Genomic DNA, 12,936 nt, shown 5'->3' on the forward strand with positions numbered 1-12,936 from the left:
ATATTGCAAATTGCATAAAAACCTGCTGCTGACCTTCTTTTTTGCAATATGCAATATGCAATTTTCAATATTTTGCATTATACTCAAGGGTAATTGGAGCTCCCTATGAAAAATCTATTTCTTTTGATCGGTGTTTTGATTGCGTTTATTTCGGTTTCGTTCGGCGAGGATTCCGCTCTCGTCAAGGCGGCCAAGAAAGAAAAAGAGAGAAGGGCGAAGACTGAGGCAAAGAAGACACTTACGAATCAGGACATCGAGGAGATTCGAAAAAAACAACTTGGGATGGAATCAACATCTGTACCTGGCGATGAATCTGCGGGGGACAACAAAGAGGCGGATAAAAAGGACAAGAAAGAAGCTGATCCGACTCAGACCGAAGAGTACTGGCGCTCACGAAAACAGGAAACAGATCAAAGACTGCAAGAGGCCCAGACACGAGTTCAGGAGATTCAAAGCGAGATCAATACTCTAACGACAGCATTTTATGCCGAGTCCGATGGAGTTGCTCAGCGTCCTTTGATTGAATCAGAAAGGATCGAACGTTTGAAGGAACTGGAGCAGGCGAAACAAGATCTGGAAAGTGCAAAACAGGAATCTGAAGGTCTTGAAGATGAAGCACGTAAAGCGGGAGCTTTGCCAGGCTGGGTGCGCGATTAGTCTATTTCCAAATCGCAGAATGCGTATTGCAAAAAGCGGTTTTGCAAAAATGTTTTATGCAATACTCACTATGCAATCTGCAATATAATTCTTAACTTCCCGTTCTGATTTCATTCAGCATTCTCTGTGCTCTCTTACATTGAGGGTCTTCCTTTAGTTTTTTTAAAATTTCCGCAATCGCCCGGTCCTTATCTACCTTTCCTCCTCTTACAAGGCTCAATTGGTACGCGACCCCTTCCGGAAAGACAGAAGTGTACTCCATGGAAACCAGAGATTCATTCAATCCTTTCCGTTTTACCAGTATCATCCCATCATCATCCCAATAGACCAGTGCCCATCTGGATCTGGGAAAATGTGTGGAAGAAAAAGGTGCATAAGTTTTTATAGGTAGGTTTTGAGAATCAATGAGTGTGACTTCTTCCAGCTCATCAAAATAGTTCAATAGCGCATATTCAATCTTGTATTTGTCCAGAAATTTCCTCCACAAACGACCATCCGCCCTGACTTTCACAATTTCGTGGAGTAACGGCAAGAAAACCTCGTTCCGGCCGTCAATGAGAATTTTCCGTTCCGGAAAGACATTCCAGATCAGATATCCGCCGAATGCATAACTATTGAACAGGTTTCCGCTGAGATTCTTTTCTTTTGTGAATTTTACAATCTGATCCGGGAAGTAACTCGCCTCGCCGGTTCCAAATTCGAATGGAGACAAAGCGATCAACCAGTAAAGCGCCGTGATACAGAGCGCGGCCAGGGCTGCTCTCCAGCGAATCCCGAGGCCGGAGAGGTAGGGCCATACCATCAGCGGCATGAACATCGAAAAAAGGGCGACGTTGCGCACGTACTTCATTGAAACGTATCCAAGAAAAGCGCCAAACAATAAGTGAGTAAAGTGAATCTTTCGGGCGTTCACGACGAAAAGGAAAAATACAAAAAAGAGTCCTAAATAGAAGAAAGGAAATCTCAAGGGAGGTGGTTGTTGCCATTCCTGATTTTTCAGGAGGCCTGAGTCTATGATTTGAGTCAATTCAAAGGGAACCATCAGAATTCCATAACCGTTTGGATTCAAACCTGTGAGGATGATTGATGCGAGAATCAACAGGAAGAGAGCAACAATTTCACGATTGCCGGCATCGTAAAACATTGGATATCCGTATTGTTTAAGGATGCGCTCCAGGATTACACCGGCCAGAAAAGTTCCTTGCAGAATAATACCCAGTATGACCGCAGCATGAATGTTCGACCAGACGATGATGATCGGGGCAATTCCCAGCAAGTATTTCCAGTTTTTTGTTTCCAGGTATTTGTGGAATAAAAGATAGCAGCCGACCAAAAACAGCTCTGTGAAAATTTCAGGCCGTTCCAGGAAACGAGAGTGCCCTCCAGCCATGGATACGATTAGAAGCGTCACCACAATCCAGGGATTCAATTTCTTTTGCAGCAAGAAACGCGCAATCAACAGATAGATGGTTGCGAGAATCGCGCATTTAGAAAGGATGATACCTGCAGGACCGCCGATGGAGTAGAAAAAGTACTGAATGACCTGGAACAGCCATTCGTGATCCACATACGGACGCCCTGCAGCAGAAAAGCTGTAAATTTCAGTAAACTGAAACTCTTTTTTTTCCCAGATGATCTCGCCTGTTTTGAGATGCCACCAGAAATCCAGGTCAGCGATTTTGAAGAAGGAAACGACGAAGACAGTCAGACTGATGAATATATAGATTGACTTATTGCGGAAGCCGGAGCGCGTAGACGTACGTATCCCGGTTTCCGATGTAGTAAATTCCATCTTGTAGTGCACCGGCGGACCAAAACGAATTTTTTGCGCGAAACTTCCAAAGAATCTCTAATTCTGCAGAGATTCCATACAGAGTATCTACGGAATCGGCCGTCACGATGTAGTCTTTCACCACCACCGGCACAAATTCCGGACTGGGAGTGAAGCGTAAGTTCTTTAAAACCTGACCGTCCAGGGATCTCTTTGTCAAACCATTTTCTTCAGTAAAAATGAAATTCTGGAGGGCCACAACATGACTATGGTAAGCCGCTTTTTTTTGAAAGATTGTTTTTCCGATCGTGGCATCGAAGCGGTAAAAAGCGTCATGCGTTCCATAAAAAATTGAATCTCCCACCACAACTCCAATTCCGTAATTGTATTGCTTCGTAGAATTCTTCCAAACCACCTCGCCTGTATTGCGGCGTAACGCATAGACGTTCGAGTCCCACGCGGTCGTGATCACCATGTCTTTGTAAAATGTGCAGGAACTGGTTAGAACGTTATTTGTTTCTAAAGCCCACAGTTTTTGTCCTTCGCGGGTAATCTTGTAGAAATTGCCGTCATGGCTGCCAAAATAGATGCCTTCATTGTCCGCGCAAGGGTCGAATTCCAGCTTCGCTCCAGTCTTAAATCTCCACCGAACAGATCCATCCTTGCCGTCCAGATGATAAAAATAACCGGATGCGGATCCAACGTAAATGCTGTTCTCCTCCACCAGCGGCGTCATCAGAATGCGTTCTCCGAGATCTGTTTTCCAGATTACTTTTCCGGTTTGAACATCCAGAGCGTAAACATTTTGATCGTTGCTGCCAACAATGACTTTGTTTCCACCAACGGCAGGAGAATGGTAAATCGGCCCGCCTGTTTTGAAGCTCCAAATAACATCGGGTCTATTTCCGCAGCCAAAAATCGTAAGAAACAGGAGCAACAGGAAATTACAACTTTTCATGTAAGAAGTGGGGAATTATATCTCAATTCATTTGGTTCTGATAAGATGAACGCGCTAGTGCGTCGACGCGTCCGTGAGTCTTCGCGTCTTCGCGTTAAGCTCTCTTATGAAGGTAAAGTCAGATGCTGTTGTTGCTCTTTTATTCCTCTTAGTGGCGATTCTCTATCTCAGTTTTTTGATCGGAAATGAACTGATTCTCTGCGCCGGGAACCAGTTTTTTCTGGAACATCCCATGCGATTTGTCTGGTTGTCCCATTTTTTTGCCGGAAATCTTCCCTGGATTAGCAACGCCGTCTCAGGTGGAATTCCGCTTTGGGCAGATCCGAATCTTGCGATCTTCTATCCCGGTAATGTTCTCTACCTGGTACTGCCCCTTGATCAAGCCTGGAATGTATCCCTGATATTTCATCTGTTCTGGGGAGCAGGGGCCATGTACTGGCTATGCCGCAGGGAATTCAGCCTTCCCGTTGCGGCATCGCTGACCGGCGCTTTTACTTTCTTGCTTTCGAGTTCGGCGCTTGGCGCTTTAAATTCAAGTGAAGTATTGATCACTTCAAGCTGGCTGCCCTGGATTCTTGGGCTGGTCTATTCCGGTCTGCAACAGAGCATTCGGAGAACCATGATAGCCTCCGTGGCATTGGCATGCCAGTGGTTGGCCGGCTTCACTTTTGTTCAAGCGTTTACGTTTCTCCTTGTTTGCATCACTCTGGTAATTGTTTATTTGCGTGCCAGAGACCGGATTGTTTTTCTTCGCTTCCTGTTATTGATTGTTTCTACTCTTATGATTGCAGCGATTCAGTGGATTCCGGCGGTGTTGTGGATACCGCATTCCAACGCCGAATTGGGCTTCGCACAGCCGGACTGGAAACTGCTTCCCTATTTCGGTGTGATTTCCGGCTCTCTATTCTTAATAGGATTGCGAGACAGAGTTGTTTGGTGCGCGCTGATTGTGATTCTGGTTGATTGGGTGTTGTTCGGTGGTAGTCCGGTTTTTGCAACCTTTCTTGCAATGGGAGCGGCAATAGGTGCAGCGCAGTTGTTTCGAAAATTTCATACGCCGGTGCTCAAGCTTATTCCGGCTCTGGTGGTGGTGGAGCTTCTGATCGCAAACTTGCAGGTGCCGCAGATGGTTTCTTTATCAAAAATCCGCAAGGTGCCACCTGAAGTGACTCAGATTCCGGAGTTAAGACGATGGAATTTGCATTGTGCCGCAGCGAGGAGCGGATTATCCCCATTGGCAGGGCTTCAATGGGGGGTAAATTATGGTACGCCACCGGACAGTGGATTGATGCTCTGGAAACCGCTGCCGGCAAGAAAGCGAAAAGTCGAGGAGCTTTTACAAACCGGAAAAAATCTCGAGCTTCTGCGTGAGGCAGCAATCGGATTCGTTATTTCCGAGAGGCTCCTGAATCATCCTGAACTGAGATTGTTGAATCAGAAAGCGACAAGATTCTTAGTCCACCGTCTGACGACCCCGGTTTACCCATTGGTAAAATCAAGCAATCCACAAACAAAGCTTCGGTCGCTGGAGGTTGCACCCCATCATCTTGTCATCGAAACGGATTCTTCTGATCCCATTGATTTGATCATCCATCGCAACGATCTGCCAGGTTGGGAATGCAAAATGGAAAACAAATTGATTCCGATACACACTTTGGAAGATGGATGGATGAAAATTCAGGCGCCGGCCGGCAAGAATCGGTTGAGCCTCACTTATCGAACACCCGGCTCACTCGTTGGCACACTGCTGACCGCACTCGGAACAATTTTGATCCTCGCGGTACTGTTACTGTGATCATCTACGACAAGAGCGGAATATGATTTTTCGAAGTCCTTATCCTCCGGTTTCGATTCCCGATGTTGCACTCACTCCGTTTCTTCTGGAACGTGTGAAACGATTTGGATACCGTACCGCTTTTGTCGATGTGTCGATTGAACGGAAAGTTAGCTTTGCTGAATTCTATGATGAAGTTCTGGCCTGCGCGCGGGGTCTTGATCGTGATGGTTTGAGAAAGGGGGATGTGTTTGCGATCTATTCGCCAAACTCCATTGAATATGCTGTAGCATTTCATGCCGTGTCGTTGCTTGGCGGAATCGTGACCACAGCAAATCCTCTTTGCACTTCACAGGAACTGGCAGGTCAGTTGAAGGATTGCCGTGCAAAATTCCTGTTAACCACTCCGGAGCTAGTGGAGAAAGCCACCGAGGCCACCAATAGTTCCGAAGTGCAGGAGATTTTCGTGGCAGGGGAATCGATGCCGTCAGGCGACGGACCACTTCCGGATGTTTCCATTCATCCGAAAGAAGATCTGATTGCGATGCCATATTCCAGCGGCACAACAGGATTCCCAAAGGGCGTGATGCTTACGCACAGGAATCTCGTTGCGAATCTGCTACAGATCGAAGCAAGCAAAGTATTTTCTCCGGAGGATGTTGTCATCTGTGTGCTCCCGCTGTTTCATATTTATGGCTTGATGGTGATCATGAATCAGTGTTTGTACCTTGGTTGTACGAACGTGATGATGAAACGTTATGATCTGGAACAGCTTTTGAAAAACATCGAAACCTACGGCGTCACACTCGCTCCTCTTGTTCCCCCGATTGTTCTTGCACTCGCGAAACAATCCGTGGTATCCGGTTACGATCTATCGCAATTGAAAACCATTTTCTGCGCTGCTGCCCCTTTAAGCGCGGATCTAACTCGCGAGTGCTCCGAGCGAATCGGTTGTTTGATCAAACAGGGATACGGGATGACAGAAGCCAGCCCGGCGACACATATGAGCCCGTACGAGAAGGCGCGAATTAAGACCGGTTCAGTGGGAGTTTGTGTGCCGAACACGGAATGCAAGATTGTCGATGATCGGGGGAGGGAACTCGGAGTAAATCAAGAAGGAGAGATTCTGGTTCGCGGTCCCCAGGTGATGAAAGGTTATTTGAACCAGCCGCAAGTCTCGGCCAGCGCCATTGATGGGGAGGGATGGCTTCGAACCGGCGATATAGGCTTTGCCGATGGAGAGGGTAACTTTTATATTCGCGATCGCGTCAAGGAGTTGATTAAATACAAAGGATATCAGGTAGCTCCCGCGGAAATCGAAGCGGTTCTCCTGACACATCCGATGATTGCAGATGCAGCCGTAATTCCAAGCGCCGATCCGGAGGCAGGTGAAGTGCCGAAAGCACTTGTTGTATTGAAGGGAGATGTTGCCTTGCAGGAAATTCAAGATTACGTTGCTTCACGCGTGGCGCCTTACAAGAAAATCCGTAAGATCGATCAGATCGATCAGATTCCAAAATCTCCTTCCGGAAAAATACTGCGGCGGATTCTTGTTCAAAGGGAACGTGGCCAGTGAAGAAAGTTTTAAGAACTTTTTTAATCCTGTTTGCCTTGCTGTTTATTGTCTTGCTAGCAAGAACCTTTCTGGTGAAGTCGCGCCAGCTTCAGGTCCCAGCCGTTGAAAAAATCGCGCTGAACTCCGATCTTCTTGTAAATCATTTCGTTGGGGCGTTGAAGATTCAAACGATTTCCTATGATGAACCTTCCAGATTAAATCATGCAGAATTCAAGCGGTTCCATGATTACCTTCGCGAGATCTTTCCGCTGGCTCATTCGCAGTTGAGTGTCGAAAGCGTCAGCCAATACAGTCTGCTCTTTCGATGGGAGGGTGCAGATGCCAGCCTTGCGCCGGTGGTGGTGATGGCTCATTTCGATGTTGTGCCGGTAGAAGACACGCCCTGGAAGCATCCCCCTTTCGGTGGTCAAATCGCCGGCGGGTACATTTGGGGAAGAGGAACGCTGGATGATAAGTCCAATGTTCTTTCCCAGCTGGAAGCAGTCGAGCACTCGCTACAAAACGGTTTTAAACCAAAGCGCACAATTTACTTTGCGTTTGGGCACGACGAAGAAGCGGGAGGGCGCGGTGCTGCAGCGATCGTGCAAGTTTTGGAAGCGCGGGGAATCAAACCGGACATGGTGTTGGATGAAGGCAGCGCTATTTTGGAAGAAATGATTCCGGGAGTTCTATCGCCGGCAGCCATGATCGGAACTTCTGAAAAAGGGTATGTCACCGTTCAACTCAGCATGAAGGGCACAGGAGGTCATTCTTCTGCACCACCTCCTCACACAATCATCGGTGAGTTGAGCAGAGCCGTGGAGCGACTCGAAGAGAATCCGATGCCGGGACGTTTGGAAGGTTCAGCTGCCCAAATGCTGGATTATCTCGGACCGGAACTCCCTTTTGTTTCACGTTTTTTTGTTGTGAATCGATGGCTCTTCAATCCGCTCCTGGTTTTTGGGTTTTCCAAACTGCGAGCTGGGAATGCAATGGTTCGAACCACCACCGCCGTCACGATGTTCAACGGTGGGGTGAAAGAAAACGTTTTGCCGAGTCACGCAACTGCAACCGTCAACTTCCGCATCCGGCCGGGAGAAACGGTGAAGGATGTGACCAACCACATCCGGAAGACAATTGCGAACGAGAAAATCAAAATCAGCGAACGTCCGAATGCAATGAATCCTTCTCCGGTATCTTCACTGGAAGCGCAGCAGTTCGAGATGCTTCATCGCACCATCAAGCAGCTTTATCCATCAGTCATTGTGGTTCCGGGAGTAGTAATTGGCGCGACCGATGCGCGGCATTACACAAGGATTTGCAATAATGTTTATCGTTTCTCTCCTTATCGTGTAACGATGGAGGATTTCCGGGGGGTTCACGGGACTGACGAAAGAATTCAAGTCCAGAACTATCTGGACATGATCCGGTTTTATGTGCAGTTCCTACACAATGCGGCGCAGTAGGAAACGGGAAAGAACAAACAAGAAAATCGCAGAGATCGAGGTTACAATCATTCCATTTTTTACTGATTCCGGCCTGTAGATCCGTTCGATCGTATGTTCTCCGGCTTTTACGAAACTCGCTGAAAACGCGTAATTGGCTCTGAAGACCGTGGATTCAGTCCCATCTACGCGTGCGATCCATCCTTTGTAAAACGGTTGCGCGAAATAAAGAAAGGAATCACAATCCGATCGGGTGTGAAACTTGATTCGTGACGCTTTCGTTTCCGCGACGACTATCTCAAAGAGCCGGCAGGAGTCAGGATTCGTCACAGGAATATCTTCATTAGCGGAGATCAAAACCGTTTGCAGTGGATGAAATCCCGGCTCATTCATCTTTCGAAAAGCCTCCTGGTTGTTGGAGACACGAATCGCCTCCGGCACAAAAAATAATTGACTGGAAACGGCCGAATTCCTATATAGAAAAAACGGGACACCGCTCGTGTTTTTTGCCGTGGCTAATGAATGCACGCCCGGTAAAGTTAAATGATCCGGAGCCAGGAAGAGTGATACGGCTCCGGCCGTCAAGAAGGGGAGTCGTTGTTCCCAAGGTAAACGGAGCAGGTGGTCGGATATTCTGACGACTTCGTTTTGAGCGAGGTTGTCAAAGTCTTCATGGTAGATAACGGGAATCGAATACAGAGCGGCCGAATAGTTATGAAGCGTTTCCAGATGCCATCGATTGAAATAAACGACCTCATTCGCAGGCAGGTTCAAATTCAGATTGTGCGGATGCGGAGCGCGGTAGAAGCGCCCTGGCCCCAACTCCTTTTTTACAGTGCTTACTAGCGCAGGCGTCTGCTCAAAGAATTGGTTCGGCGCAAAATGGTTCACATCGAAACCAACCCAGATTAAATCGAATAGAAGGACGGCAGAGAGGGCCACATGCTGTTTGCCCGGCTTGAAAATCCAGTGCTGATAAAAACATGTCGCGGCGAGACAAACCAGAGCAACATGCAGGAAAGAACGATTCAGCCACTGGATTGCCGTTTCGGGGGCGATGCCAAAATAGGAATTTAGGAAATCCCTGGCGAAATCCGGTGACAGGCGAAAAAGCAGAGCAAAACTGGTAAACACTACTGCGGAAACCCAGAAGAAAAATGCGATCCGTTTTTGCCGGCCGTCTCTCTGGAATATCGTATCCAGACCGAAAGCGGCGAGCAAACTAATCGGTAGAATCGCGCCCGCCAAAAACTTTATCGGATACCTGACTGCCGTCAACAAGGGAACGCCTGCGTATAACTCCGCGAAGCCTGGTAAAAACCTTCCCATGGATAAAACGATGAACAACAAAGTCAGCGAAAACAGAAAAACGCGCAGGCGTGACAGTGAATGTTTAAAAACAGTGCCGAATACTGCAAGAGACAAAGCAAGCCATCCAAAGTAAATGCTCAGAATAAATGGAAAGCCCATGCTTTCCAGATTTGCACCCCAATAATCGCTGCGCCTGGTGCCGTCAGTGCGTCCCAGGAATCCCGGGAAAATCATTTCCGGTATTCTTTTTTGATGAAGGGACCATGCCGAGAAGGAATCGTAGTCCGAAAGAGTGGATCGTTCGGATTGTTGCAGCATCTCTAAAGTGGGAACGATCTGAATTGCTGAAATCCCTCCCACCAGTAAAGTCAATGCGAGACAAACCGCGAGACGCGGAACCGGACGTCCCGCAACACCGTTAAAAAGTGACCAGCCAAACAGGGTCAGAATAGTCAGGATGGTCATTTCCGGCGCGCCGGCAAGAATTTGAAAGGATCCAAATATTGCACACAGGACAAACCACTTCGCTTTTCGCTGAACAAAAAATCCATGCAGTGTAAGAATCATCAGTGGTAAGTAGGGCATTGCTGTCAGTCGGCTGAGCAGGTTCGTCAGAGAAAGGGAATAACCGCAGAAAGCATAGATTCCACCGGCAATCATGGAAGAGAGTGGCGTGATTCCCAGAAAACGGCAAAGCCAGTATGTGGCTGCTGCGCTGAAAAGCACATGAAAGATGATGTCCATGTTGAATGCAAAAAGGGAAGGCAAAGCGAGGTAGACCAGGTTGAACGGATAAAGCGCCATGTTGTTCAAATCGGCTAAAAAGGGCTGACCGCCGTGAAGATACGAATCCCAGAGAGGGAATTCTCCGTTGCGGATTAACTCTACGAATCGGAGTTTTTGAGGATAGAAATGAAGGTGAAGATCGCGATAAAAAAATGTTTCACCTAGAAACAACGGCCGATAAAACAGCACGAGTCCGGAAGCGATTAAAATCCAGAATTCTTTCTCCCGAAAGCGGAAAATCATTGAACCGCCAAGGCGCCAAGAACGCCAAGTGCGAAGAAGGATTTTTTCTTTTTTTTCTTGGCGCCCATGGCGTCTTGGCGGTTTAATTTCATTGCTTTGCGTTTTGCAGAAGTTGTTCGGCGTGCTGCTTTCCTTCCAGAACGGCATCTTCCATGCTGGAATAGACCCAGGATCCATATCGTCCGAAACTGTGAACGTTGTGTGACTTCAGATAACGCTGGATATGTTCCACAGCTTTTTTGCGCGCGCTGTTATAAACCACATAAGCATAGGGAAGCATGACCGGAAATCGAGCGACAATCCGGTCGGCATCCGTCAAAATGCCGGTTTGCTTTAAAGACGCAATGGTTTGAGAAACGAGCGCATTGACATCATGCTCCCGATCCGATCTCAGAGAGATTTCAATGTAGAGACAGGACGTATTCGGCGGAGACACTGAAGATGAGAAGTTTGATGTACAACCGATCCTGTAAAACGGTTTATCTTTCTCTGGATAATACACCCAGTGGTACGGAAGAACATTCGGACGATCAATTCCTAAATTGACATTCAAAACTGAGACATACTGCAAATTGCGATGAGCCGCCGTCACATTTGCCGGCGCATCCTCCAGAATTTGTAAAAGTGCATGAAGCGGCATGGTTGAAAACAGCGAACCATAACGAATCCTGCATCCATCACTGAGAGTTGCCTCTTTCTTTCGTAAATTGATTTTCGTCACGCGCGTGGAAAGCAATAAACGGCCGCGGATGGGAAAACTTTCGGGTAGCAAACCAATTCCACCCTCAGAGGGATAGTAAAAAACGGGATTGTATCCAAATTGCTTGTTTTTGATTCCAAGCGCTCCGTTCAATACATCTTCCAGACTTGGTTTGGGTATCGACCAGTTGACCCAATCTAATGCGATGTCGCCGAGATCGTGTTGCCACAGTTTTTCGTTGTATGGCACCATGAAATGCCGCGCTATTCCGTCACCAAATGTATCCTGGATCCAGTCCTGGAAATTCTTTACTTTCGTTTTTTTCTTATTTAACAAAGTCTGAGCGAATCCAAGAACACATTCTTTGATGATTTCGCGTGGAAGTCCGTACGTGTTGGCTTGAAAAGGATAGTCTGTGTATCTGCCCTGGATGTAGATTGCGGATTTGCGTTGATGTTCCTGAATCCTGTCCCCTACAAGACCTGTTATGATCTGCCTTCCCTCGCTCGTTCTGAAGTGAATCAGATGTCCCGTGCAATCAAAATGGAAACCATCCACGAAAAAGGATTTGCACAGGCCACCAACCCGCTCTTCGGCTTCCACAAGAACGTGATCGGTTTTGTCGAGATGATATCCTGCACTCAAACCGGCGAGTCCAGCTCCAATAATCAAAACCCCGGTTTCCATCAAGCCACTTTTATTTTGGAAAGCCGCCAGCCGATAACCACAAGGGCGAAGGAAAGCATCGAATACACGATGAGGGAGGATTGCGCGGGCAAAAACATATTGAAGAGAGCCACAGTCCCTAAAAATAAGCCGGCTATGTATGTAGCGATCACAATTTTCTTAATAGACCAGCCTGCGTGTTTCAATCGCACCGCAAAATGATCTTTGCTACCCAGAAACATTGAGCGGCCACGGATTGCCCTCAACAACATGACGTACATGGTGTCGAAAATCGCAACTCCAAAGAAAAGGATCGGATTGAAATAAGCAAGATTGTTGATTGCGGAATAGTCGCCCATGATCGCGAGTGTTCCCAGGGTGAGTCCCAAAAACATGCTACCTGTGTCTCCCATGTAGATTCGAGCAGGACGAAAGTTGTACGGCAAGAATCCGGCTAACCCACCGACAAGCGTGACGGCAAACACGGCAATCATTTCATGCCTGTTGATAACGGAAACGATGAATAGAAATATGGCGCTGATCAAACAAACACCTGCCGCAAGACCATCCATGATATCAATGATATTGATTGCATTGGTGATTCCGATGATCCAAAAAAGGGTTAAAAACAAATTCACGTAAGGATGAAAAGCTTCGACTCGAATCAGGATGTCCCCCTTAATAAGGACGACCGCGGCTATAAACTGCCCGATGAATTTCGCAGTTGGCGTAAGAACTCCAAAATCATCGATCAATCCGAGAATCAAAACCAGTGTTCCTGCGAGTAGAATTGCGAGAATGCTTTTTTCAAACTGGTAGAAGAGACAGAGCGGGATCAGAACGGCGAGGTAGATGGCAAGCCCGCCGAAATAAGGAACAGCTTCACCGTGGGTCTTGAGATTGCCGTCCGGTTGATCAACAACTCCAAAGCGTAACGCAGCCGCTCGAGCCACCGGTGTGCCATAGACGGCCACGAGAAAGGCCAGGACCCCCGCCAGAACGAATGACCAGGTCATCGACCGCCATTATACTAAACAAAGTAACGCGGGCGTCTCGCCTGCGAGTCGCCG

Annotated in this window: 9 protein-coding genes; 4 read left to right on the plus strand and 5 right to left on the minus strand. The window is 47.5% G+C overall.

The genetic code is table 11. The features are described 5' to 3' along the window. Positions 1-105: 105 nt before the first annotated feature. Complete coding sequence (locus tag L0156_22445) at positions 106-657, plus strand: hypothetical protein (GenBank protein MCI0605758.1); 552 nt, start codon at positions 106-108, stop codon at positions 655-657. Between the two features lie 91 nt (positions 658-748). Here L0156_22445 and L0156_22450 read toward each other — a convergent pair whose 3' ends face one another. Together L0156_22450 and L0156_22455 are read right to left on the minus strand one after the other, a co-directional pair. Continuing rightward, positions 749-2,449, minus strand: coding sequence for a hypothetical protein (locus tag L0156_22450; protein MCI0605759.1), 1,701 nt, complete (start codon positions 2,447-2,449; stop codon positions 749-751). Next, entirely contained in the window at positions 2,388-3,386 is a 999-nt protein-coding gene (locus tag L0156_22455) for a PQQ-binding-like beta-propeller repeat protein (GenBank protein MCI0605760.1), read from the minus strand. The genes L0156_22450 and L0156_22455 overlap by 62 nt, the downstream gene beginning before the upstream one ends. 106 nt (positions 3,387-3,492) lie before the next feature. Between L0156_22455 and L0156_22460 the strand changes: the two genes are divergently transcribed. From L0156_22460 to L0156_22470, 3 genes are read left to right on the plus strand one after another with little or no spacing between them, the layout of a single operon-like run. Beyond that, entirely contained in the window at positions 3,493-5,181 is a 1,689-nt protein-coding gene (locus L0156_22460; protein MCI0605761.1) for a YfhO family protein, read from the plus strand. 22 nt (positions 5,182-5,203) lie between these two features. Continuing rightward, positions 5,204-6,736 carry an AMP-binding protein gene (locus L0156_22465; GenBank protein ID MCI0605762.1) on the plus strand — a complete coding sequence of 511 codons (1,533 nt, stop codon included), beginning with the start codon at positions 5,204-5,206 and terminating at the stop codon, positions 6,734-6,736. Continuing rightward, complete coding sequence (locus L0156_22470) at positions 6,733-8,181, plus strand: M20 family peptidase (GenBank protein ID MCI0605763.1); 1,449 nt, start codon at positions 6,733-6,735, stop codon at positions 8,179-8,181. Before L0156_22465 ends, L0156_22470 begins: the two co-directional genes overlap by 4 nt. On the opposite strand, the gene L0156_22475 is transcribed toward L0156_22470, so the two are convergent. From L0156_22475 to L0156_22485, 3 genes are all read right to left on the minus strand, one after another. Next, complete coding sequence (locus L0156_22475; GenBank protein ID MCI0605764.1) at positions 8,161-10,500, minus strand: hypothetical protein; 2,340 nt, start codon at positions 10,498-10,500, stop codon at positions 8,161-8,163. The genes L0156_22470 and L0156_22475 overlap by 21 nt on opposite strands. Before the next feature lie 88 nt (positions 10,501-10,588). Continuing rightward, on the minus strand, positions 10,589-11,887 hold the full coding sequence (locus L0156_22480; protein MCI0605765.1) for an FAD-dependent oxidoreductase: 1,299 nt from the start codon (positions 11,885-11,887) through the stop codon (positions 10,589-10,591). Further along, positions 11,887-12,882, minus strand: coding sequence for an undecaprenyl/decaprenyl-phosphate alpha-N-acetylglucosaminyl 1-phosphate transferase (locus L0156_22485; GenBank protein ID MCI0605766.1), 996 nt, complete (start codon positions 12,880-12,882; stop codon positions 11,887-11,889). The genes L0156_22480 and L0156_22485 overlap by 1 nt, the downstream gene beginning before the upstream one ends. Positions 12,883-12,936 lie beyond the last annotated feature (54 nt).

The organism is bacterium, from assembly GCA_022616075.1.
Taxonomy (GTDB): domain Bacteria; phylum Acidobacteriota; class HRBIN11; order JAKEFK01; family JAKEFK01; genus JAKEFK01.